The sequence below is a fragment of the Carnobacterium sp. CS13 genome (genome assembly GCF_016653495.1).
GTDB classification, from domain to species: domain Bacteria; phylum Bacillota; class Bacilli; order Lactobacillales; family Carnobacteriaceae; genus Carnobacterium_A; species Carnobacterium_A antarcticum.
In genome coordinates, this window is record NZ_CP067364.1 from 398,619 (window position 1) to 423,582 (window position 24,964).

At 39.4% G+C, this 24,964-nt stretch carries 22 protein-coding genes; 20 read left to right on the plus strand and 2 right to left on the minus strand.

Annotated features, from left to right (window positions below; translation table 11 throughout):
* The first annotated feature begins 111 nt into the window (after positions 1-111).
* The gene (locus JHE06_RS01925; RefSeq protein WP_328706712.1) at positions 112-1,191 is read left to right on the plus strand and encodes a glycosyltransferase family 4 protein; all 1,080 of its coding nucleotides are present in this window, start codon (positions 112-114) and stop codon (positions 1,189-1,191) included.
* 59 nt (positions 1,192-1,250) lie between these two features.
* Here JHE06_RS01925 and JHE06_RS01930 read toward each other — a convergent pair whose 3' ends face one another.
* Together JHE06_RS01930 and JHE06_RS01935 are read right to left on the minus strand one after the other, a co-directional pair.
* On the minus strand, positions 1,251-2,309 hold the full coding sequence (locus JHE06_RS01930; protein ID WP_201089232.1) for an LCP family protein: 1,059 nt from the start codon (positions 2,307-2,309) through the stop codon (positions 1,251-1,253).
* Positions 2,310-2,411: 102 nt separating this feature from the next.
* Positions 2,412-3,056 (minus strand): YigZ family protein, encoded by a 645-nt coding sequence (locus JHE06_RS01935; protein WP_058919891.1) that lies wholly within the window; start codon positions 3,054-3,056, stop codon positions 2,412-2,414.
* 283 nt (positions 3,057-3,339) lie between these two features.
* On the opposite strand from JHE06_RS01935, the gene JHE06_RS01940 reads away from it, so the two are divergent.
* From JHE06_RS01940 to pstC (JHE06_RS02030), 19 genes are all read left to right on the plus strand, one after another.
* Complete coding sequence (locus JHE06_RS01940; RefSeq protein WP_201089234.1) at positions 3,340-4,197, plus strand: DegV family protein; 858 nt, start codon at positions 3,340-3,342, stop codon at positions 4,195-4,197.
* Between the two features lie 76 nt (positions 4,198-4,273).
* Positions 4,274-5,617, plus strand: a complete 1,344-nt coding sequence (locus tag JHE06_RS01945; RefSeq protein ID WP_236253533.1) for a DEAD/DEAH box helicase — start codon at positions 4,274-4,276, stop codon at positions 5,615-5,617.
* A 38-nt stretch (positions 5,618-5,655) separates the two neighbouring features.
* The gene (locus tag JHE06_RS01950) at positions 5,656-6,312 is read left to right on the plus strand and encodes a ComF family protein (protein ID WP_236253534.1); all 657 of its coding nucleotides are present in this window, start codon (positions 5,656-5,658) and stop codon (positions 6,310-6,312) included.
* 134 nt (positions 6,313-6,446) lie between these two features.
* Positions 6,447-6,989 carry a ribosome hibernation-promoting factor, HPF/YfiA family gene (gene hpf / locus JHE06_RS01955; RefSeq protein ID WP_058919894.1) on the plus strand — a complete coding sequence of 181 codons (543 nt, stop codon included), beginning with the start codon at positions 6,447-6,449 and terminating at the stop codon, positions 6,987-6,989.
* A 328-nt stretch (positions 6,990-7,317) separates the two neighbouring features.
* Positions 7,318-9,843 carry a preprotein translocase subunit SecA gene (gene secA, locus JHE06_RS01960; protein ID WP_058919895.1) on the plus strand — a complete coding sequence of 842 codons (2,526 nt, stop codon included), beginning with the start codon at positions 7,318-7,320 and terminating at the stop codon, positions 9,841-9,843.
* Positions 9,844-9,924: 81 nt separating this feature from the next.
* Positions 9,925-11,035 (plus strand): peptide chain release factor 2 gene (prfB, locus tag JHE06_RS01965; RefSeq protein WP_376821391.1). Its coding sequence is split into 2 segments (ribosomal slippage): positions 9,925-9,996 and positions 9,998-11,035, totalling 1,110 coding nucleotides; the frame shifts between segments, so codons are not numbered across the junction.
* A 378-nt stretch (positions 11,036-11,413) separates the two neighbouring features.
* Complete coding sequence (gene ftsE / locus JHE06_RS01970) at positions 11,414-12,100, plus strand: cell division ATP-binding protein FtsE (protein ID WP_058919896.1); 687 nt, start codon at positions 11,414-11,416, stop codon at positions 12,098-12,100.
* Positions 12,090-12,977 (plus strand): permease-like cell division protein FtsX, encoded by an 888-nt coding sequence (ftsX, locus tag JHE06_RS01975; RefSeq protein ID WP_201089236.1) that lies wholly within the window; start codon positions 12,090-12,092, stop codon positions 12,975-12,977. The genes ftsE and ftsX overlap by 11 nt, the downstream gene beginning before the upstream one ends.
* A gap of 65 nt (positions 12,978-13,042) precedes the next feature.
* Positions 13,043-14,287, plus strand: coding sequence for a C40 family peptidase (locus JHE06_RS01980; RefSeq protein WP_058919898.1), 1,245 nt, complete (start codon positions 13,043-13,045; stop codon positions 14,285-14,287).
* Between the two features lie 318 nt (positions 14,288-14,605).
* Complete coding sequence (locus tag JHE06_RS01985; RefSeq protein ID WP_201089238.1) at positions 14,606-15,790, plus strand: PDZ domain-containing protein; 1,185 nt, start codon at positions 14,606-14,608, stop codon at positions 15,788-15,790.
* Positions 15,791-15,833: 43 nt separating this feature from the next.
* Positions 15,834-16,550, plus strand: a complete 717-nt coding sequence (locus JHE06_RS01990; protein WP_201089240.1) for a response regulator transcription factor — start codon at positions 15,834-15,836, stop codon at positions 16,548-16,550.
* Entirely contained in the window at positions 16,547-18,322 is a 1,776-nt protein-coding gene (gene pnpS, locus JHE06_RS01995; protein WP_201089242.1) for a two-component system histidine kinase PnpS, read from the plus strand. The genes JHE06_RS01990 and pnpS overlap by 4 nt, the downstream gene beginning before the upstream one ends.
* A gap of 210 nt (positions 18,323-18,532) precedes the next feature.
* On the plus strand, positions 18,533-19,441 hold the full coding sequence (locus JHE06_RS02000) for a substrate-binding domain-containing protein (protein WP_058919902.1): 909 nt from the start codon (positions 18,533-18,535) through the stop codon (positions 19,439-19,441).
* Positions 19,442-19,605: 164 nt separating this feature from the next.
* A complete protein-coding gene (pstC, locus tag JHE06_RS02005; protein ID WP_058919903.1) occupies positions 19,606-20,469 on the plus strand; it encodes a phosphate ABC transporter permease subunit PstC in 864 nt (287 codons plus the stop codon).
* Positions 20,466-21,281, plus strand: a complete 816-nt coding sequence (pstA, locus tag JHE06_RS02010; protein WP_058919904.1) for a phosphate ABC transporter permease PstA — start codon at positions 20,466-20,468, stop codon at positions 21,279-21,281. Before pstC (JHE06_RS02005) ends, pstA begins: the two co-directional genes overlap by 4 nt.
* Positions 21,281-22,033, plus strand: coding sequence for a phosphate ABC transporter ATP-binding protein PstB (gene pstB, locus JHE06_RS02015; protein WP_058919905.1), 753 nt, complete (start codon positions 21,281-21,283; stop codon positions 22,031-22,033). The genes pstA and pstB overlap by 1 nt, the downstream gene beginning before the upstream one ends.
* Positions 22,034-22,069: 36 nt before the next feature.
* The gene (gene phoU / locus JHE06_RS02020) at positions 22,070-22,738 is read left to right on the plus strand and encodes a phosphate signaling complex protein PhoU (protein WP_058919906.1); all 669 of its coding nucleotides are present in this window, start codon (positions 22,070-22,072) and stop codon (positions 22,736-22,738) included.
* 326 nt (positions 22,739-23,064) lie between these two features.
* Positions 23,065-23,937 carry a phosphate ABC transporter substrate-binding protein PstS family protein gene (locus JHE06_RS02025; RefSeq protein WP_058919907.1) on the plus strand — a complete coding sequence of 291 codons (873 nt, stop codon included), beginning with the start codon at positions 23,065-23,067 and terminating at the stop codon, positions 23,935-23,937.
* Between the two features lie 105 nt (positions 23,938-24,042).
* Positions 24,043-24,963, plus strand: a complete 921-nt coding sequence (gene pstC, locus JHE06_RS02030) for a phosphate ABC transporter permease subunit PstC (protein WP_058919908.1) — start codon at positions 24,043-24,045, stop codon at positions 24,961-24,963.
* The last annotated feature ends 1 nt before the right edge of the window (position 24,964 follow it).

Consider the following 24,964-nt stretch of genomic DNA (forward strand, 5'->3'; position numbering starts at 1 on the left):
TTCTTATTAGTGTAGTGGATTACTTATCAGATTGCAATTGTATTATTCTTGTTGAGTTTGTATAATGAGGTTAAATAGGAATTAAAGGTAGGTTATTTTTGTATGTATGATATGTTTTTAGTTATCGTGACCTGTGTAGTGACGGCCATATTATCACTCGCACTGACACCTTTGATTCGTAAATTTGCGTTCAAGATCGGAGCAACAGATAAACCGGACACAAGGCGAATCAATCTTAAGGAGATTCCAACGTTAGGTGGGTTGGGTGTTTATCTCTCTTTCTTTTTCGCATTGTTTTTCTTGCTGCCCATTCCGATCCGACAAATCTTGCCGATTTTTTTAGGGGCAACAATTGTCATTATTACAGGCATCATTGATGATATAAAAGAACTCTCGCCAAAAATGAAAATGGTTGGCATAACGTTAGCCGCATTAGTGATTTACTTTGTTGCTGATATACAAATGGATAGGGTCAGTTTGCCGGTTATCGGTTCTATTTCATTAGGGTGGTTAAGCTTGCCGATTACAGTCATTTGGATTCTAGCAATTACGAATGCCGTTAATTTAATTGACGGATTAGATGGTTTAGCTACTGGAGTATCAATGATTGCACTGACGACCATGGGGGTGATCGGCTATTTCTTTTTGACCGTTGAAGACGCAGTCGTATCGATCATGATATTTGTTTTAGTGGGAGCCTTAGCAGGTTTTCTACCTTACAATTTTTTCCCGGCTCGAATCTTTCTTGGTGACACAGGCGCCTTGTTTTTAGGTTTTATGATTGCAGTGATGTCTCTGCAAGGGCTGAAAAATGCTACCTTGATTACCTTGATCATCCCTGTTGTGATCCTGGGCATTCCGATCACCGATACGATTTACGCCATGTTAAGGCGCTATCTGAATAAAAAACCCATTTCAAGTGCAGATAAAATGCATTTGCATCATCAATTAATGGCACTGGGCTTAACACATCGGCAAACCGTTTTAGCGATTTATTGCTTAGCTGCTATTTTTTCAGTAATCGCTTTATTGTATCCCATCTCAACATTATGGGGATCTGTTTTTTTAACACTTGGTTTATTATTTGGGCTGGAACTATTTGTTGAGACAATCGGTTTAGTTGGGAAAGATAGTCAGCCGCTATTAGCGCGGTTGCGAAAATTTGCAAAGAATTTAAACAAAAAAGAATAAAAAAATAAAACCACCGAGTCTCATGTATGTGAGAACTTGGTGGTTTTTTTATCGATTGATCAATAGTTATCGCCATAGTACGTTGCGATACCATTGGTTTGAAACGTATAATCTTCTGTATCGCGTTCGTCAGCGACATCCAGTCCCAAAGACACACGCAACCGATGGCTGATAAAGTCTACACTATCTGAATAAAGTTCAACCATGCTGGCACCGTTTAAAGTGAAATCTGTCCAGTCAAAGACATAAGAATTGAACGTATAGCCGCTGTCTAAACCGGTTTGAGCAATGCCAAGCATATCATTAAAGCGCAAGTCAGTACGCATATTGTTGCCGACAGCATTAATAGCATCAGAGTATTTGGTGATTGAACCCACCGACAATGCTTTGTCAACAATAGCTTGAATCAGCAACTGCTGTCTTTCGCCGCGTTTGACATCATCATCAATTTTTCTAGTTCGTGCTAACGCTAATGCTTGCTCTCCGTTTAACGTTTGCAAGCCTTTTTCTAGATGGATTTGATCTAATGTACCAGCGGCGTTTTGTTCAGAGAAAGTGATCGGAACATCTACTTCGATCCCTCCTAGAGCGTCGATGATTTCAAGAAAGGCATCAAAGTTAAAGGTCACGTAATAATGGATCGGAACATCTAATAGATTTTCAACAGACTCAACAGTCGCTTGTTCTTCTCCTTGGCTATAAGCAGCATTGATTTTATCTTTATTCAACGCCACACCGCTGTACATAATGTCTGTATAAGAATCGCGAGGGATACTGACCATATTGACTTCATGTTTGTTGGGATCAATAGTCAAATAGATCAGTGAATCGGTTCGTGCACTGCCTAAATTACGGCTTTCAGTATCATCGATTCCCATCAATAAAATAGACGTAGTTTCTGTCAAAGGGTCTACTGCGATGGCGTTTTTGCGTTCAAGAGTATGGTAAGACGTGTCCACAGCTTGTTGTGCAGTGACATAAAGCTTTGTGAAGTAAACAGCCCCGGCCAGGATAAGAACCATTACCGGCAGCAATAAGCACAACACAAGAACCGTTTTTTTCTTTTTTTGTTTTGGCCGATGATTGCCTAAACGTGTAGTATAGTTTTGTTTTTTCAAAATCATTCTCCTCTATATAGAGTGTTCAATACAAAATAGTCTTAATCATTTTATCACAACCGCATCTGATGTGGAAGGTGTGTCCGATAAAATAGAAAAAACTTAATGATTTCCTGAAAAAGTGAGTTCACGGTAACTTTGCGGACCTTTTTTAAAAGCGACTTGACCATTTAGCCAATCGGTTAATTCAGCTTGAAAAGCAGCAATGTCTGGTTCATCGACAAAACAAACAAACGTGACTTCATCGGTATAGAGAATTTCCTTGATAGCGTACGTCGATTCTATTAAGTCGTTTTCTAATTTGCCAGAAGCAGAATAGTGAACGGTTGCGCTGATTTCGGTTTGCAATTTTCGTTCTACGACACCAATTTCTTTTAAAGCGGTGCTGACTGCTTTTCCATAAGCACGAATCAAACCGCCAGCACCTAATTTAGTGCCTCCAAAATACCGAGTAACAACAGCGACAACGTATTTCAGTTCTTGCTTTTTTAAGACTTCTAACATCGGTACACCAGCAGTTCCGCTAGGTTCACCATCATCATAAGCCCGCTGGATTTCATTTTGGTCGCCAATTAAATACGCCACACAATTGTGGTTGGCTTTCCAATGCTCTTTTTTTAAGCTTTGTATGTAGTCTTGAGCTTCAGCTTCGGTGGCCACACGTTTTAAATGACAAATAAAACGAGATTTTTTGATTTCAATTTCGAATGACCCATCTTTTGCGATGGTATAGTAATTTTTCAGCAAACGAACCGCTCCTTTTTAGTTTGGTTTTTTTATTTTCTTTTTTTACTGAATCAGTGTTTTTCTTTTAGTTTACCTTGGGAAGCTTAAATGAACAAGGGACTCGTTCACAACTAATCAGTCGCCAAGCCTTAATAGAGAAGAAAAAGGGCATAAGAATCTGGTTATGAAAACTAGTTATTATGAACATTCTTTTAAGAATTGCATCCTCTGTATTTCTAGACATTGTTATATGGTATAATCTTCCTTTGTATCAGGCATCAAAAGAAAATCATGAGGTGGAAATGTGAAGATAGCAGTAGTTACCGATAGTACGGCTTATTTAACAAAAGAGCAGTATGAACAATATTCGATTTATAAATTGCCTCTTTCTGTCATAATGACTAACGAAGTTTATTTAGAAGAAGTAGACATTCGAAGTACAGATTTTTTTGAAAAAGTGAGAGGAATCGAAGCTTTACCAACCAGTTCTCAACCGACTACTGGACAAATTTTGTCATTATTTAATGAACTTGCGAAAGATTATGATGCGATTATCAGTGTGCATTTATCCAGTGGAATTAGCGGTACTTACCAAAACGTTGTCAGTGTTGCTGGTATGATGGAAAATATTGCTGTTTACCCTTATGATTCAGAACTCAGTTGTGCGGCACAAGGGTATTACGCGTTGGAAGCTGCACGTATGGCACAAGCAGGTGCAAGTGTCGAAGAGATTTTTCAAACATTTTCAGAAATGCGTCAAACATTAAAAGCTTATTTTTTAGTGGATGACTTAAATCATTTAGTACGAGGCGGTCGTCTTTCAAACGGTTCGGCAATCATCGGTTCATTACTAAAAATAAAACCGTTGCTGCATTTTGAAAACAAAAAAATAGTCGTATTTGAAAAAATCAGAACAACTAAGAAAGCTTTAAAACGAATTGAACATTTATTGGCAGAAGATATTGCCGAAGGGTACCCCATCGTTTCAACCGTTATTCATGGAAATGCTGAAGCTGAAGCATTAGTTTGGAAAGAACATCTAGAAGCAACTTATCCTACGGTTCGATTTGAATTAAGTTACTTTGGCCCGGTAATTGGCACGCATTTAGGCGAAGGTTCATTGGGAATGACTTGGGTAGAAGATCGCTCAAGGTCTCTGTGAAGACTTCTAAAAAAAGTGGATTGGATTAAACCAATCTGCTTTTTTTTGCGTACTTTTTAATAAAGAGGTGTTGTCAGTGTTGACATTGATCGGCAGAGAGCTGTTGTTTAGCGAGTTAAGGGAACCTTTAGAAGAGATAGCAGGAATCATTCAGATGGAAGGATTTTGTGAAAAAAACGGACAAATAAAATGCAATCGCTGCGGAGCGAGCGAGTCGTCTGACCGGCAATCAGCGCCATGTGCTTGTGGACCGGTATGCTATTACTGTAGACGTTGTTTGCAGATGGGTAAAGTCAAGCGGTGCAGTCTATTGTATTCTTTACCAGAAAGCAATCAGTTCCTGCCTTTACAGGAGCCCATATTGACATGGAAAGGAGACTTATCTCAGCAGCAGCAAGAAGCTTCCCAAGACATTATTCAATCGATTGAGTCTGGAGAAACTCGTTTGATCTGGGCGGTAGCAGGTGCGGGAAAGACCGAGATGATTTTCAAAGGAATCGAAGTGGCGTTAAGAAATAAAAAACGAGTCTGTATTGCTTCGCCACGTGTGGATGTTTGTTTGGAATTGGCTCCTAGATTAAAAAAGGCTTTTCAAGAAGTAGAGCAAGTCGTTTTGTATGGCGGAGCAGAAGATCCTTACCAGTACACTCAGCTGGTTATTGCCACAACTCATCAGCTGCTGCGATTCAGTCAAGCTTTTGATGTATTGATCATCGATGAGATCGATGCGTTCCCGTTTCCTGTTGACCAATCGCTGCAATTTGCGGCTCAAAAAGCTAAGAAAACGGATGGAACGCTCATCTATTTATCAGCTACTCCTAGCAAGAAAATGCAGCAAGCTATCCAACGGAAAACAGTAGCAGCTTCTATCTTGCCGGCTCGTTACCATGGGTTTCCTTTGCCTGAACCACAGTTAAAGTGGAGCGGGGACTGGAAAAAAGCCATTAGACAAGAAAAACGAAAAGGAGCCTTTTTTAAACAAGTAGAAGAGCTGCTGATCCGGAAAAGACGTTTTTTAGTTTTTCTGCCTAATATTGTTTTAATGCAGCAATTAGCTCTGCTCTTAGAAAAAGAATATCCTGCCAGACAATTTGCTACAGTATATGCCGAAGATCCGGAACGCAAAGAAAAAGTCCTGCAGATGCGGCAAGAAGCATATGATTTCCTTTTGACTACGACGATCTTAGAGCGGGGAGTGACTTTTCGAGATATCGATGTGCTGGTTTTGGGAGCAGAAGATCCGTCTTTTACTGAATCGGCTCTAGTACAAATTGCTGGCCGAGCAGGCAGACACCGCGAATTTCCAAGGGGATTAGTATTGTTTTACCATCATGGCCAAACGAGAGCCATCAAAGGAGCGGTCAAGCAAATCAAACGGATGAACCGCCTGGCTCGTGAAAGAGGGTTGGTGAAATCGTGATAAACTGTTTATGGTGTGGTAAAAAAGAGACGGAAAAATTGCGGTTAGGAGATTTGATTTTATTTAAAAAAATCGAATCGACGGTCTGTTGCCAAGAATGTCGTCAAAAACTAGTGAAATTAGCTGGACGTTCCGTTTGTCCTGGGTGTTGCCGAGAATGGCTTGAAGCTGGGTTATGCTCGGATTGCTTGAGGTGGCAGGCTGATTATCCTGATTATGTTTTTAAACAAATTGCACTTTACCAGTACAATGCTTTTTTAAAAGAATGGATCGAAGCCTTTAAATACAAAGGGGATCACCGTTTAGCGCAATTGTTCAAACAAGAAGTGCGAGAGTACTTCAATCAGCCGGTTCACAAAAATAAAATCTGCATACCGATTCCGATTAGCCAAACGAGTTTAGAATTACGCGGCTTTAACCAAGTAGAAGCCATTTTGCAAGCTGCGGAAATCGCGTACTTGCCTGTGCTGCATCATATCGGAACCGGAAAGAAACAATCGAGCAAAGACCGTAAAGGCCGTATGCTGTCGCCGCAGCCGTTTCAACTAGATGAACGATACCGAGAACAGTTAGAAGATAGAGACGTTATTTTAGTAGACGATGTGTATACGACTGGCCGAACGTTGTTTCATGCAGCTGAACTGCTGCGGACAACGGAGCTGAAAACGATCGAAACCTTTACGATTGCCAGATAAAAACACTCGCTTGTTGATTTTGTTTGTCAATTAAAGCGCTATCCTATATAATTGGTTTAAGCAAACCATCAGTTGAGTGGTCCAACTGATGTTGCTGATTCTGATACACAATCAGATGAAAGGGGAGAGTGTTTATGTTTAAATATAATATCCGTGGCGAAAATATTGAGGTGACTGCAGCAATTCGTAGTTATGTTGAAAAAAAAGTCAGTAAAATTGAACGTTATTTTACTGATGTGCCAGAATCGACAGCACATGTAAACCTAAAAACATATTCTGACAAAACTGCGAAAGTGGAGGTAACCATCCCACTTCCTTATTTAGTTTTACGTGCGGAAGAAACCTCACCTGATTTATATGGAAGTGTAGATCTTGTAGTTGATAAACTAGAAAGACAAATGCGCAAATACAAAACCAAAATCAATCGTAAATCACGAGAAAAAGGTTTTGCCATGCAAGTTCCTGTGGAAGAAGGATACGATGAAGACCTTGAGCATGATGTAGACATTGTCAGAACAAAACGCTTGTCATTGAAACCGATGGATAGCGAAGAAGCTGTTTTGCAAATGAATATGTTAGGTCACAACTTCTTTATCTTTGAAGATGCTGAAACAAATGGAACAAGCATAGTCTATAGTCGTAAAGACGGAAAATACGGTTTAATCGAAACAGATTAAAGATTGGAATCAATACGGTTAGAAAAGAAAGTTTGGAAAAAGCCTATCGGGCTTTTTCCAAGCTTCTTTTTTTTGCTTCATTGGTTGCTTCATTGGTTGCTTTATTGGCTTTGAGTATGCTGTTGACTGCTAGATTTCCCTACAAAAGGGTTTCAATTGGAGATAAGTAATGATAGAATTAAAAAGAATGTTGACGATTGTCAATAAAAAAATTAAAAAAATTAAAAACTTTGGCAAAAAATGACAATACTAGATTACGATCACAATTGATAATGAAGCAAAAAAATAAATCCCAATAGAATAAGCAACATATAGAGGAGAAAATTGAATGGCAAATTTTTTACGTAATTTAATTGAGAACGATAAAAAAGAAATCAAAAGTTTAGGAAAAGTCGCAGACCAAATCGAAGCTTTTGCTGATCGTATGGCTGCCTTGTCTGATGAAGAGCTGCAAGCGAAAACGCCAGAATTAAAACAACGTTATCAAGCAGGAGAAACACTAGATGCCTTGTTGCCTGAGGCTTTTGCTGTGGTTCGTGAGGCTGCTAAGCGGGTATTAGGCTTGTATCCTTACCGCGTACAATTAATGGGTGGCGTGACTCTTCACAGAGGAAACATTCCTGAGATGAAGACAGGTGAGGGTAAAACATTAACGGCTACAATGCCTGTTTATTTGAATGCCTTAACCGGCGAAGGCGTTCATGTTGTAACAGTCAATGAATATCTGGCCAGCCGTGATGCTGTTGAAATGGGAGAATTGTATCAATGGTTAGGATTAACGGTTGGTTTAAATTTGAATTCAAAATCAGCTGAAGAAAAGCGCGAAGCTTATTTATCAGATGTTATGTACAGCACGAACAATGAAATGGGATTCGATTATTTAAGAGACAATATGGTCGTTTACAGAGAACAAATGGTTCAACGCCCATTAAACTATGCGATCGTCGATGAAGTAGACTCCATTTTAATTGATGAAGCGAGAACACCTTTGATCATTTCAGGGCAAGCAGAAAAATCAACGACTCTTTATACCCGTGCGGATTTTTTCGTTAAAGGCCTAAAAGAAGAAGAAGACTACACGATCGATGTGCAATCGAAAACCGTTGTCTTGACAGAAGTAGGAATGGAAAAAGCCGAGAAAGCTTTCCGGGTCGAAAATTTATATGATGTGGAAAACCAAGGGTTGACGCATCACCTAGACCAAGCTTTACGCGCCAACTACATTATGATGTTCGACATTGATTATGTTGTTCAAGACGATAAAATCATGATCGTTGACCAATTTACTGGTCGAATCATGGAAGGCCGCCGTTACTCTGACGGACTTCACCAAGCGATCGAAGCGAAAGAAGGCGTCACGATTCAAAATGAATCAAAAACGATGGCGAATATCACTTTCCAGAACTTCTTTAGAATGTATAAAAAACTAGCCGGAATGACCGGAACAGCTAAGACGGAAGAAGAAGAGTTCCGTGAAATCTACAACATCAGTGTGGTAGCTATCCCGACGAATAAACCTTTAATTCGGGATGACCGTCCTGATTTGCTGTATCCGTCATTGATCAGCAAATTCGAAGCTGTTGTGGAGGAAATCAAAGAACGTCATGCTACCGGACAACCGATTTTGGTTGGTACAGTGGCAGTTGAAACGTCTGAATTATTGTCTGGCTTGTTGAAGCAAGCCCGTATTCCACATGAAGTGTTAAATGCTAAGAATCACTTTAAAGAAGCGGAAATCATTACTAATGCAGGGCAAAAAGGTTCAATCACTATTGCTACTAATATGGCAGGACGTGGAACAGATATCAAATTAGGAGCCGGTGTTCGAGAAGTAGGCGGCCTTTGTGTTATTGGTACCGAACGTCACGAATCCCGACGGATCGATAACCAATTGCGTGGACGTGCTGGTCGACAAGGCGATCCAGGTGTGACACAATTTTACCTTTCACTGGAAGACGATTTAATGAGACGTTTTGGTTCTGAACGCATTCAAGCGGTATTAGAACGTTTAAAAGTTCAAGATGAAGATGCTGTTATTCAAAGCAAAATGATTTCGCGTCAAGTGGAATCTGCACAAAAACGAGTTGAAGGAAACAACTACGACACACGTAAAAATGTTTTGCAATACGATGACGTGATGCGTGAACAACGGGAAATTATGTACAATCAAAGATTAGAAGTCATTATGGCACAAGATTCATTGAAACATGTAACGGTACCGATGATTCAACGCTCAATCGAACGAATGGTACAATTGCATACGCAAGGACCGAAAGAAGAATGGAATCTACAAAATATTTTAGATTTTGCTCATTCTGCTGTAGTGCACCCGGATGACTTAACATTAGCTGATTTAGAAAATAAAACGCCTGAAGAAATCCAAACGAATTTATTGGAAGCAGCTAAAAAGATTTATGCGGAGAAAGAACAGCAATTGAACGGTACAGAGCAAGTGTTAGAATTTGAAAAAGTGGTTATTTTGCGAGTAGTCGACAGCAAATGGACAGATCACATTGATACAATGGATCAATTGCGTCAAGGAATTGGTTTGGTAGCTTATGGACAAGCTAATCCACTAGTTGAATACCAGACAGAAGGATTCAGACTTTTCGAAGAAATGATTGCAGCGATTGATTATGATGTAACTCGTTTGTTGATGAAGTCGCAAATTCGTCAAAACTTGCAACGTGAACAAGTGGCTAAAGGAACAACAGCGCGTTCTGCCGGTGACGGTGAAGTTGTGAAAGAAGCAAAGAAAAAACCAATTAAAATTGACGGTTCAAAAATAGGCCGCAATGACCCTTGTCCGTGCGGCAGCGGGAAAAAGTATAAAAACTGTCATGGTAAAGTTTAAATAGCCAGATTAAAAAGAGGAAAACACGATTTGTGAATCAAATCGTGTTTTTCTCACTAATCAATTAGAGGAGCGGATACAATGGAAATAAGCGACGTTAGAAATAAACTAGAAACTGCAGCAGGAAAGATTGCCGGTTTCAGGAGGTCTCTTTGACTTAGAGGCGATGGAACAAACGATTGCAGCTTACGATGATCAAATGACGGAACCGACATTTTGGGACGATGCTCAAAAAGCACAAGATTTGATCAATGAAGCCAATATAGTGAAAGAAAAGTACACGAGCTTCAAACAATTGGAAGAAAAGCAAGAAGAGCTAGAAGTATTACTGGAAATGGTTAAGGAAGAAACGGATTTAGAATTAGAGAAAGAATTAAATGATGAATTAACGACATTTCTTGCAGTGCTGGATCAATATGAGCTGGATATGCTGCTAAGCGGCCCCTATGATAAAAATAATGCGATCATGGAGCTGCATCCTGGAGCAGGCGGAACAGAATCACAAGACTGGGGCAGCATGTTGCTGCGGATGTACACGCGCTGGGCTGAGAAAAAAGGGTTCAAAGTGGAAACATTGGATTATCAAGATGGAGATGAAGCAGGTATTAAAAGTGTAACGTTGCTGATTAAAGGCCATAACGCTTATGGCTATTTAAAAGCCGAAAAAGGCGTTCACCGTTTAGTGCGGATATCTCCGTTTGATTCAGCTGGTCGTAGACATACATCATTTGTTTCCATAGATGTGATTCCTGAACTGGCAGGCAATGTCGACATTGATATCAATCCTGAAGATTTAAAAGTGGACACTTATCGGGCTAGCGGAGCCGGCGGACAGCACATCAATAAAACTGATTCAGCTGTTCGGATCACTCATATTCCAAGCGGGGTCGTAGTGGCTAGTCAAGCTCAACGCTCACAGTTGAAAAATAGAGATCAAGCCATGAATATGCTGAAAGCAAAGCTGCATCAAATCGAAGTGGAAGAAAAAGAACGAGAAATGGCTGAAATCCGCGGAGAACAAAAAGAAATCGGCTGGGGCTCTCAAATACGTTCTTATGTTTTCCACCCTTATACAATGGTGAAAGATCATCGGACCAATTATGAAACTGGGAATGTTACAAATGTTATGGATGGAGATATCGACCCATTTATTAATGCTTATTTAAGAAGTAGAATGACTCAAAAAGATTAAAAAATAATTAGATTAGAAGAAGAACTGTCAAATGTAATGATTTGACAGTTCTTCTGTTTTTAAACCACAATAAATTGTTGGTTTCTGTTCCCAAAATAACGAGTCATAATTAAAAGATAAGGTGAATGAGGACTTGAAAATGAGGTTTGTCTTCTAATAAAGTGGGGGATAGAAAAAATAACGTCAAAAAACCTTTGAATAATACAGTTCGTTACAGGAATACGTCACAATGAAATGTATTTGTAAACAAACTACAACAGACATTGTTTTTTATAATGCTATAATGGGTAAGGATTGAGAGCGAAGAGGAAAAAAACTCTCTAGATACTGATCCCACTTAAGAAAACAATAGAAATTCAAAAAAAGTTAGGTGATATGATGATTGAAATGCTAAATGTCTACAAGAAATATCCTAATGGCATTACAGCAATTAACGGTTTAACTGTTCGTATTGAACAAGGCGAATTCGTTTATGTAGTTGGCCCAAGTGGAGCAGGTAAATCGACGTTTATTAAAATGATGTATAGAGAAGAAAAAGCAACCAAAGGAACGATTAAAGTTGGGGATTTCGATTTAGTAACAATGAAAGATAAAGATATTCCTTATTTAAGGCGTCATGTTGGAGTAGTATTCCAAGACTTTAAATTATTACCGAGATTAACCGTTTATGAAAACATTGCTTATGCAATGGAAGTGGTTGAAAAAAACCCTAAGATCATTAAAAAACGTGTCTTGGAAGTTCTGGAATTAGTAGGATTAAAGCATAAAGTAAGAATGTTTCCGAATGAACTATCCGGTGGAGAACAACAACGGATCGCCATTGCTAGAGCTATTGCGAACATGCCGCGAGTATTGATTGCGGATGAGCCGACAGGGAACCTTGACCCAGATACTTCATGGGAAATCATGAATATCTTGGAAGAAATCAACAATCAAGGAACGACCGTCATCATGGCCACTCATAATAGCCAAATCGTAAATGTCGTTAAACACCGTGTACTTGCGGTTGAGAATGGACGCATTGTCCGAGATCAATTGGAAGGAGACTACGGATATGAAGTTTAGAACGATTAAAAGACATTTGATTGAAAGTCTGAAAAGTCTAAAACGAAATGGTTGGATGTCGATTGCTGCCATCAGTGCAGTAGCGGTAACCTTACTTTTAGTTGGATCATTTATTGCAATGCTGATGAATGTGAATAAACTAGCGACCGATATCGAAAATGACGTAAGCGTCAGAGTGTATATCGATTTAGCAGCCGACGAAGGGCAACAGGAACAATTAGAAAAAGACCTGGCTGCTATTGATCATGTTGATACAGTGGAGTTTTCCAGTCGTGAAGATGAACTGAAACAAGTTGTTGGAAGCTATGGAAATGAATTCAATTTGTTCCAAGGGGATGACAATCCGCTTTATGACGTTTATATCGTAAACACGGACACGCCAGAGCACACATCAATCGTTGCTAAGCAATCTGAAGCTTTGGATTATGTAGCCAAAGTAAATTACGGCGGAGCAACCGCAGATAACTTATTTAAAACAATGAAAACTGTTCGGAATGTTGGAGCGGTCATTATCATCGCGCTTGTGTTGACAGCGGTGTTCTTGATATCCAATACTATTCGAATCACTATTATGTCTCGTAGAACAGAAATCGAAATCATGAAGTTAGTTGGAGCAACAAACTGGTTTATCAGATGGCCATTCCTAATTGAAGGCGCAATGATCGGTCTAATCGGTTCACTGATTCCAACAGCACTGCTTAGCTTTATTTATGTCGCAGCTTATGATTTAGGAACACAGTACCTAACAGGTACGTATTTCGCGTTATTAACGCCTGTTCCCTTTTTATACCAAATCGGTGGTTTGATGATCGCGATTGGCGTTTTGATTGGATCAATAGGATCGTCTATTTCAATTAGAAGATTCTTAAAAGTTTAACAACTAAAAATAATAAAAAAAAATGAACAAAAAAAAGCATTTAGGGAAAGCGGAGGAAAGAAAACGTGAATAAGAAACTTATAACTCTTGTTTTATTAGCATCTATGGGAGTAACAACCTATTTAGCACCATTAACAGCAGAAGCAGCGATTGATGACAACATCAAACAAACGACTGAAAAAATCAACAAGCTTGAAGATGAAAAAAAATCTGTCGCTAACGAATTAGCTGCTATTACAGATAGCATGGCTAAAAATGAATCAAAAGCTGCTTCATTGATGACTGAAATGACAGAAACACAAGAAACATTGAAAGAACTAAACAGCCAAATCGATACATTAAATGAAGGCATTGCAGCTCGTGAAGCAAAACTAGCTGAACAAGCGCGTACAGTTCAAGTAAATGGAGATACACAAAATTATGTTGATTTTATTTTGGAATCTGAATCTTTTGCAGATGTTTTAGGTCGTGCAGATGTTGTTTCGAAATTGGTTTCAGCTAATCAAGAGTTAGTAAAAGCTCAAGCTGCTGACAAAGAATTAGTCGCAGCGAAACAAACAGAAACTGAAAAAACATTGGAAAACCAAACACTTGTAGCTGCTAAGTTAGAAGCTGCAAAAACAGATCTAGAGCAACAAGGTTTAGAAAAAGAAGCAGTGGTAGCTTCACTTGCAGCTGAAAAAGCTGATGCAGAAACTGAAAAAGAACAGTTTTTAGCAACGAAAACCGCAGCTGAAAAAGCCGCACAAGAGTTGCAAGCAGCTAAAACAGCTACTGTAGCTGTAGCGACTTCTGACGAAACAGAAACTGAAGCTGTAGCAACAAATACAGTAGCGACAGCTGCTGAAAAAACAGCAACACCAATTGCGACTGAAACAAAAACAACTGAAACAAAAGCTAAAGCTGTTGAAAGCAAACCAGCAGCTACAACAACACCTGTTGCAGGCGGATCTTGGGGTGCAGTCCAAAGCGCAGCCTTTGGCGTGCAAGGAACTCCTTACCTATACGGTGGAACAACTACTGCAGGATTTGACTGTTCTGGTTTTACTCAGTACGCTTTTAATGCAGCTGGAATCAGCCTTCCACGGACAGCAAGTGCACAATATGCCGCTTCTACAAAGATTTCTCAATCTGAAGCCAAAGCTGGAGACTTAGTATTCTTTAACCAAACAGGTAGTATTGACCATGTTGGTATTTACTTAGGAAACGGTAGTTTCATTGGAGCTCAATCTTCTTCAGGCGTAGCAGTAGCACAAATTAACCAATATTACTGGGCTCAATATGTAGTTGGATATGGACGAGTAAACTAATTTTAAAAGATTTCTGATACGCAAAAATGAACCTTCGTACCCTAAATGCGATGCAAAAAGTCTGGGAAAAAACCACTATAAGTGATTTTATCTCAGGCTTTTTGTTTTTAAGAGAGTAAAAGAAATTCATCTTTTAAAAGTTTTTTTAATTTAAGTTTTACATTTCAGCTGAAAATAGGTACGCTATAAGAGAGAAGAGAATAGTTGCAGCTGTCATTCTCTAGTAAAAATTATAAAGAACTAGTAACCAATGGTTTCTTAGTGGTTGAAACAAAAGTTGTTCAATGAATAGTGAAAGTAGAAGGGGTGTAGGTCTATATGCAAATCGCGTCAAATTTTTTTATGGCGGTACTTATTTTTTTGATCCAACCAACTTTTTTGGTTGGCTTAATTATTGCAATCGGAACGAGTTATCAAAGAATCAAAACAGAAAGAAGCAATCACCGAGTCGCTATTTACAAAGCGTTTTATGAAGTCAAAAACTATTTGCTGTTAGGACTGGTCACTGGTCTGATCGGTTCCTTGTTATCAATAGGAATCGGATTTCCCATTACATTAGACTGGATTATTGTCTATCAAGTTGTAACGATTTTACTGATGCTCGTCGGTTATCGTTTCGTGCACCCGTTATTTGCTTTTTCTCTGACGACTTTGGTTTTAATCGGGGGAGCTATGGTAGGTACTCAAGATACCTTTAATTTTTTACCCGCTGGCTGGTATCGACCATTGACACAAATGCAGTGGGTCAACACTAGTTTAATCACCAACGTATTATTTATAACGGTCTTTTTGTTAGCAATGACATTAGTGACGTTAAGCAAACACGCGACCAAACAACTTTCGCCTCGTTTTTTGAATACGAAGCGCGGGAAAAAAATTGCTCGTTATCAAATAAAACCTTTTTGGGTAGTTCCGTTATTATTGATCATCCCCGGAGAAAGTTTTGGAGCCTTTTTTGACTGGTGGCCTGTATTTGCAATCGGAAACCAAACCTATTCCTTTTTCTGGCTGCCTATTTTAATGGGATTCCGTTTTACGGTACAGTCGCAAATGCCTAAAGCGGCTACTGAACTGATTGTGAAAGACTTAGCTGTTTTAACGGTTGTGGCAGGATTGACAGCTATTGGTTCAATTTGGACGAGTTATTCAGGATTTGCCGGATTGATTTTATTAATCGTCGGAGGAGCGGTAGTCCTTTACCGTCATCGTCAACGTGAGAAAAAATGGACCTTTTTATTTGGCCCATCAGACAGCGGTATAAAAGTCATCGGCGTTCGTCCGGACACACCTGCTGAAAAAATGGAATTAACTGTCGGAGATACCCTTGTTTCTTGTAATGACCACCCGCTTGCAACGGAAGAAGATTTTCATCAAGCATTATCTAGCAACAGTGTTTATTGTCGCTTGAAAGTAAAAGGACCAGATGGAGAACTTCGGTTAACTGAAACGGCTTTATATGCAGATTCACCGCATGAAATCGGCTTAGTTTTGCTGCACAACTAGCAAAGAATACCTAAAGAAAGAATGAACATAATGGGGGAAGAAAATGAAAAAAGTCTTGATTGTCGATGATGAGCAGTCGATTTTGACGTTGCTGGCCTTTAATTTAGAAAAAGAAGGTTATCAAGTGCAAACAGCATTGGATGGATTAGCGGGGTATTCGCTAGCAGTAGCTAATCGATACGATTTTATTATTTTGGATTTAATGTTGCCTACAATGGATGGAATAGAAATCTGTAAAAAATTACGTCAAGAAAAAATAGATACACCGATTATGATTTTAACTGCAAAAGATGATGAACTTGATAAAATTATCGGCTTAGAATTAGGTGCAGACGATTATATGACCAAACCCTTCAGCCCACGTGAAGTATTAGCTAGAATGAAAGCCATTATGCGACGAGTTACTAAGCAGCAGCAGAAAGCTGAAACATCTATTGAAAGCGAAGAGGCTCCCAAAGTTGAAGTAGGAGAAATCCAAATTTTTCCTAGCCAATATAAAGTCTTGGTACGGGGAGAACAAATTGATGTAACACCTAAAGAATTTGAGCTGCTTTTATATATGGCTAAAAGAATCAATCGGATTTTAAGCCGAGAACAGTTGCTGAATGCTATTTGGAATTTTGATTATACAGGTGAAACGCGAATCGTAGATGTTCATATTAGCCACTTAAGAGAAAAAATTGAAAAAGATACTAAAAAACCGGTTTATATCCGAACGGTTAGAGGTTTTGGATATAAATTTGAGGTTCCTAAAGCATGAAAAAATTGCAATTTCGAATTATTTCAATTCTCATGACGGTATTTGTTATCTTTAGCATTTGTATCGGATTTTTTTCTACTCAGCTGCTGCAAGACTATGCGGTTGAAAGTCAGGAAGAAGGCTTGGTCGAACAAGCGATTATGGCTGGAAGCAGTTTGGATGGTGTGGCCAAAGATCCGTCAGATTTTTTAACTTTAAAACAAGAGGCATCTGTTTTGAAGCAACATACAAAACATCGGGTCACTTTAATTGCTATCGATGGTACAGTTGTTTACGATTCAGCGAAACAAAGCCCAGCGTTAGAAAATCATCGCAACCGCGAAGAGGTCCAAGCAGTCTTAACTGGAAAGCCTCAAGGAACGGATTTAAGAAAAAGCAATAGTACAAATGAGACGTTATTTTATGTAGCACGACCTGTTCTAGATCAAGCAGGAGAAGCAATCGGAGTGTTTCGTTTAGCGAAGCCATTGGCAGAAATGAAACAGTTGAACAGCCAAATCCGAAATTCTATCCTCACTTTTAGTGTGTTGGCCTTAGTATTGGCAACCGGTATTACCTTTTTGATAACCAAACGAATCGCAAACCCGATCGAAGAAGTGATGGATGTAGCGAAAAACTTATCTGATAAGCAATACAGCTCCCGCTACAGCGGCAAAGGTTATGGTGAAGTAGCCAAGTTAGGGGCTACGATCAATGGTTTAGCAGAAAGCTTGCAAGAACAAATGCAAGAAATCGATCAAAATGAAGAACGGCTCAATGAATTAATCAATCATTTAGTCATTGGCGTTATGTTATTAGATGAACAGCGCAACATTCAAAGAGTCAACCCAGTGATGTGTCGGATTTTGGGAATGGACAGCAACGAATTATTGGGACAATCTTATGCCGATGTAACGAAAAGTTATGGCCTTAGTCACCTAATTGAAAAAACGTATCGTAAAAAAGAAATGCAAAATAAAGAGATTTACTTTTATTACCCGGCGGAACGAATTGTTGATGCAAATATTGTTCCAATAGCTGGAAAAAATAAAGGCGACATGAATTTGATCGTCTTGCTGTACGACATCACTGAGATTCGGCGGCTAGAAAAAGTTAGAACGGATTTTGTGACCAATGCTTCTCATGAATTGAAAACTCCAGTAACAGCATTGAAAGGTTTTTCGGAAACGCTGCTTGATGGCGCAATGGAGGATAAAGACGTTTTAAAACAATTTTTAGAAATCATGTTAGCGGAAAGCAGCCGCTTAGACTTGCTGGTGAACGATATTTTAGAACTATCTAAATTAGAACAGAAACAAGTTCCGATTGCTTATGAAGAAGTTAGAGTTAAAGACGCTGTCTTATCCACTTTTAAACTTGTTAAACAAAAAGCGGAACAAAAACAAATCACAATGGAGTTTATTGAGGAAGAAGAGGTTAACATTGAAGCCGATAGCGGCCGGTTGAAACAAATATTAGCCAATTTAATTGATAATGCTGTCATTTATACGCAAGCTGGCGGCAACATAGTAGTGACGCTCAAGAAGAAGGAAGAACATGCGATCATTTCAATCAGCGACAATGGAATGGGCATTCCAGAAGACGAATTGAACCGCATATTTGAACGTTTTTATCGTGTAGATAAAGCTAGAAGCCGTAATTCAGGCGGTACGGGATTGGGTTTATCGATCGTGAAATACTTGGTTGAAAACTTTAACGGCACCATCGCGGTCCAAAGCAAAGCAGGATTAGGAACAACCTTTACATTAACTTTTCCGATCCGTCATTTTTAACCATTAAGTATAAAGAGCAAAGGCAGAGAACAAGCGGATAGTTTGCTTGTTCTCTGCCTTTTTTTCGTTTGTTTACAATTTTTCAGTTTCTTTACAATCGACTACATAAACAATACACAAAGCCGGTCAGAAATTAACAGACGACCTTTAAGATAAGAGATGTGGACAAGGAAAACAAGTCCAACGTTATAAAAAAGGATGGGGAAAACAATGAATTTAAAAAAAGCAATGAAATTTGGGATAACTTTAGGATTAGGCTTAACGTTAGCGGCCTGTGGAAATTCGACTTCGAATGCAACGGATACGGGCTCGGCTGAAGGGGGATTCGATGCTGCACAAGACATTCATGTTATTTCTCGTGAAGATGGTTCTGGAACACGAGGGGCATTCACAGAAATCACGACAATATTAGAAGAAGATGCTGAAGGCAACGAAGTAGACGGTACTTATATGGAAGCGACGATACAAAATAGTACAGATGGTGTAATGACTTCTGTATCTGGCGATGAAACAGCGATTGGTTATATTTCATTAGGTTCATTAAATGATACTGTCAAGGCTGTTAATATCGAAGGAGTCGAAGCAACAGCTGAGACGATTGCAGACGGTTCATATGCGATCGCACGTCCTTTCAATGTAGTTTATAAAGATAACTTAGGTGAAGCAGCTCAAGATTTTTGGGACTTCATGTTCAGTCAACAAGGACAAGAAATTGTTGAGTCTGAAGGCTATGTAACAGCAACTGAAGACGCTTCTGAGTATACTGCTCCAACAGATCTATCAGGAAAAGTCAGCGTTGTCGGTTCAACATCGGTTACACCAGTCATGGAAATGCTAGCTGAAGAGTACCAAACATTAAACCCAGAAGTTACGATCGACATTACTTCTAATGGTTCTTCTGCTGGGATCACTGCAGCGGTAGATGGAACAGCTGATATTGGAATGGCTTCCCGCGAACTGAAAGAAGAAGAGCAAGCTGATTTAACAGCAGGAGTTCTCGCAATGGATGGCATCGCAGTTATCGTCAACGAAAACAATACGATTGATGAATTAACGATGGATCAAGTCAAACAAATCTTTACAGGTGAGTTGACTACGTGGGAAGAACTGACTAAATAAACCATTTATGATATAAAAAACAAACAAAAAGAACTAAAAAACAGATCAGAACATACGGGTCTGTTTTTGTTCTGTTCAAGGAAATAAACGGCAACAGCAAAAAAGCGGATCAAATCAAACCTTAAACTGAAGCGGTCCTGCTGAAAAATAAGAAGGTGAACGAAATGAAAACAAAAAAAATAGAAGGCTTTATGCAAGGGGTTTTTCTTGTTTCAGCTTTAACGTCTGTATTGGCCATCGTCTTAATCTGTGTCTTTATCGTTGCAGGCGGCTTGCCTTTCGTTATGGAATATGGCTTTGGCAATTTTTTATTAGGAAAAAATTGGACCCCCTCTAATACTCCAGCAGCTTACGGGATTCTTCCAATGATCTTTGGCTCAGTTTCCGTTACGTTAGGAGCAGTAGTGATAGGTGTTCCGATTGGGGTGTTGACAGCGGTATTTATGGCACGATTTTGCCCGCCTAAACTCTATAAGGTTTTAAAACCAGCGGTCAATTTAATGGCTGCAATTCCCTCTATTGTATATGGATTTTTTGCCTTGCAGCTAATCGTGCCGTTGATGCGCCAATTTGTTGGCGGGACTGGAATGAACATGTTGACGGTTATGCTGTTGTTAGGAATCATGATTTTGCCGACAATTATCGGAATGTCGGAAGCGGCAATTCGGTCCGTTCCAGAAAGCTATTACAGCGGCAGCCTTGCTTTAGGAGCAACGCATGAACGTTCAGTGATGCGTGTTATCTTGCCAGCAGCGAAATCAGGGATTCTTTCTTCTGTCGTCTTAGGAATCGGGCGAGCAATCGGCGAAACGATGGCCGTCGTCTTAGTAGCTGGAAATCAACCGCGAATCCCAGATTCATTGACTCAAGGAGTTCGGACGATGACAACCAATATCGTTCTGGAAATGGCTTACGCTAGCGGTCAGCACCGCGAAGCACTGATTGCAACAGCTATGATGCTGTTTGGGTTTATTTTATTGATCAATGGGATCTTTATGTTGATCAAAAGAAAAGAGGCCATCAGATGAGTAGTAAACTAATACGGACCTTTATTTATCTTGCTGCTTTCATTACTTTCGGCTCTTTGTTTTTTATTATAGGTTTTATTTTATACAACGGTTTGCCGCATTTGACTCCGGCTCTTTTTTCTTGGAACTATACAACAACCAACGTTTCTTTGCTGCCGGCATTGCTGACGACCTTTATGGTTGTTGGATTAACCTTGCTGATAGCTACCCCGCTTGGAGTATTTACGGGTTTTTATTTGGTCGAGTACGCTAAAAAGAACAATAAAGCAGTCGGGCTGATTCGGATTGCAACAGATACATTAGCGGCTATTCCATCTATTGTTTACGGATTGTTTGGAATGCTCTTTTTTGTCACATTTTTGAATTTTCAATATTCGCTTTTAGCCGGTGTCTTAACGGCGGTCATGATGGTCTTGCCGCTGATTATTCGCTCAACTGAAGAAGCTTTGCTCGCTGTTAACGATTCATTAAGACAAGCGAGTTTTGGTTTAGGGGCGGGAAAATTAAGAACTATTTTTAGAGTCGTATTGCCAGTTGCAATGCCGGGGATTTTATCAGGCATCATTTTAGCCAGTGGGCGAGTAGTCGGGGAAACGGCGGCTTTGATGTACACTATGGGAACTTCAACCAATTTACCGGATGGCTTGTTTGCTTCCGGAAGAACGTTGGCTCTTCATATGTATGTGTTGTCAAGCGAAGGACAGCATGTCAATGAATCTTACGCTACTGGGGTCGTGCTGCTGGTAGTTGTTCTGATTATTAACGGACTGTCAACGTACCTTAGCAATTTGCTGACAAAGGAGAAAAAATAATGGATAAATTGATGATAAAAAACATGGACCTCTTTTATGGCGATTTTCAAGCTCTCCATAATATCGATTTAACGATTGCAAAAAACGAGATTACAGCTTTTATAGGCCCTTCAGGATGTGGGAAATCCACCTTGATCAAAAGTCTAAATCGGATGAACGATTTAATTGAAGGCTGTACGATCACGGGTGAAATAAAAATGGATGGTCAAGACATTTATGCCAAAGAGACGGATCCTAATTTGCTGCGCAAACGAGTGGGGATGGTCTTTCAGCAACCCAATCCTTTTCCGATGAGCATTTACGATAATGTCGCTTATGGGCCAAGAACCCATGGCATCAAAAATAAACAAACGTTAGATGCATTAGTTGAAAAGAGTTTGCGGGAAGCGGCTATCTGGGATGAAGTAAAAAATGATTTGAAAAAAAGCGCGTTATCTTTATCTGGCGGACAACAGCAACGAATCTGTATTGCTCGTGCATTAGCGGTTGAACCAGAAGTTTTGCTGATGGATGAACCGACGAGTGCATTGGATCCGATTTCCACAGCAAAAATTGAAGAACTGGTAACTGTGCTGAAAAAAGATTATACTCTTGTTATGGTAACGCACAATATGCAACAAGCTTCACGAATATCAGACAAAACAGCTTTCTTTTTAAATGGACGGATTGTTGAAATGGGTGAGACAAGAAAAATCTTTACTCAGCCAATACAAAAAGAAACAGAAGATTATATTTCAGGACGTTTTGGGTAAGAATCATTTTATTTTTAGTAAAGAGGAGTTGATAATATGAGACAATTATTTGAAGAAGAATTAACTAAACTGCATCTTCATTTTTCGGAAATGGGGATGATGGTCAATGAAGCGATTTACAAATCCGTTAAAGCCTTTATCAACCATGACAAAGAATTGGCACAGGAAGTTATCGATCAGGATCATCATATTAATGAACTCGAGTTATCCTTAGAGAAGAAATGTTTTGAATTGATTGCTTTACAACAACCCGTGACCAGCGATTTGCGTAGAATTGTAACGGTCATGAAAGCTTGCGCTGATTTAGAACGAATGGGAGACCATGCTGTTAGTATTGCTAAATCGACTATTCGTGTCAAAGGAACGAAACGCGTCCTTCAAATCGAAGCAGAAATCGGCGAACTTTCTGGTAAGGTAAAAGAGATGGTGAGAACCGTATTAGAAGCCTATCTTAAACAAGATGTAGAGGAAGCACGGAAAATTGCAGCTAGTGATACAGCTGTCGATGCGCTGGCCGAAGTAATTCACCAACAATGTATTGAAGAAATGAAAGCCGACCCGGAATTAGTTCTAGGCGGTACAGATTATCTTTTAGTTTCGGGATATTTAGAGCGAATCGGCGATTATGTGACCAATATTTGCGAATGGATCGTTTATCTTGAAACTGGAACCATTACAGAATTGAATCCGCACCATAGTATTTAATTATCTTTGACTAGCTGGTTTGCTGCAACAAACCAGCTAGTCTTTTTTTCTGTACAAAAGATGAGAAAGAGCAATGAAAAATAAGGGGACTCTCATTTTTATGAAAATTAATTCTGATACCCAATCGAGCGAAAAAAACGATTATTTGCCTAGAGAAATGCAATGATTTCAATCTTTTTCTTTGCTCTTTGAAGACAAAAACGATAAGATAAAACAAAAAAGTAATGTTCATTTACATAAAATTTACAATTACACTGATGAACCTTTACAATAGTAAGTTATGATAAGGCAGTATGCGATTTGTGTAAACACTTAGGAGGTAAACAATGAAACTAAAAAGTTTTTATACTATGGTAGTTTTGACTTTGGGCGTCGTTTTAACGGCTTGTGGGCCGGTTGTAGGAGAAGAATCCATTACAGCTGTAGGATCATCAGCATTGCAGCCGCTTGTTGAAGCTGCTGGGGAACAATATGGTGCTGAAAATTTAGGGAAGTTTATTAATGTACAAGGCGGCGGTAGCGGAACGGGTTTAGGTCAAATTGCTGCTGATGCTGTAGAAATTGGCAATTCAGATATTTTTGCAGAAGAAAAAGAAGGTATAGATGCTTCTAAATTAGTGGACCATCGAGTAGCGGTCGTTGGAATCGCGCCTATTGTCACTCCAGGTGTTGGAGTAACCGATATTCAATTAGAAGATTTAGAAAAAATATTTACTGGTGAAATCACGAATTGGAAAGAATTAGGTGGAAAAGACTTGCCGATCACGGTATTAAACCGTTCTTCTGGGAGCGGAACACGGACAACTTTTGACCGATGGGTATTATCGGAAGGCAAAAAAAGTATGATTACACAAGAACAAGAATCAAGCGGAACGGTGCGCCAAATTGTAGCCAGTACACCGGGGACTATCAGTTATGTAGCTTTTTCTTACATTGACGATTCAGTTGAATCACTGTCTATTAATGGGATTGAACCGACTGACGAAAATGTTAAAACAAACGACTGGATTATTTGGTCTTATGAACACATGTATACAAACGGTGAGCCAACAGGTTTAACAAAAGACTTTCTAGAGTATATATTATCAGATGATATTCAAGGAACTTTAATTGAAGCGCTTGGCTATATTCCGACCAATACAATGCAAGTCGAACGTGATGCTGCTGGAAATACAACTGATGTGGCACAACCTGAATAAAATACAAATAGATAATAGAAAAAAGATGGCAAAGACGTCCAATCATTAAGGTTTGACGTCTTTCATTCAGAAGTTAACAGCAGAAGAAGAAGAGGAGGGTTTCTTTTGGAGGACATTCAAGGAAAACTAGTAGGTCACTCGGGCAAAGGAAGACTTGAAAAAATCGGTAAAGCAGTCAGTTTTATCTGTATTGCATTTATTGTTTTTGTAGTAGTGTCTATTTTATATTTTGTAGCAAGTAAAGGGATTTCTACTTTTACTAAAGACGGCGTTTCGTTAAGCAGTTTTCTAACCGGTTCTGTCTGGAACCCAGGAAACGTCGGAGAAGACGGTCAACCATTGGCAGGAGCATTGCCGATGATTGCTGGTTCGTTTATTGTAACGTTGTTATCAGCTCTTGTTGCGACGCCATTTGCCATTGGAGCCGCTATTTTTATGACAGAGATTTCGCCGACTGTCGGAAAACGCATTTTGCAGCCCGTTATTGAATTATTAGTCGGAATTCCTTCTGTCGTTTATGGATTCATCGGCTTAACGGTTATTGTTCCGTTTATACGGGGAATTTTTGGCGGCAGTGGTTTTGGAGTATTATCTGCTGCGGTAGTCTTATTTGTTATGATTTTACCAACGGTAACAAGTATGGCAGTAGACACGTTAAATGCTGTTCCGCGCCATTACCGAGAAGCTTCTTTAGCAATGGGGGCCACTAGATGGCAGACCATCTATAAAGTCGTTCTAAGAAGCGCTACACCGGGATTATTAACAGCAGTTGTGTTTGGAATGGCTCGTGCTTTTGGCGAAGCTTTGGCAGTGCAAATGGTTATCGGAAATGCTGCGCTAATGCCAACCAACTTAATCACTCCAGCTTCAACATTGACCAGTATTTTGACCATGAATATGGGGAATACGGTTATGGGGACACTTGAAAACAACGTTCTTTGGTCATTGGCTCTAATCTTATTGCTGATGGCATTATTCTTTAATATTTTAACCCGTTGGATTGGGAAGAAAGGGGCTATGAAGTAAA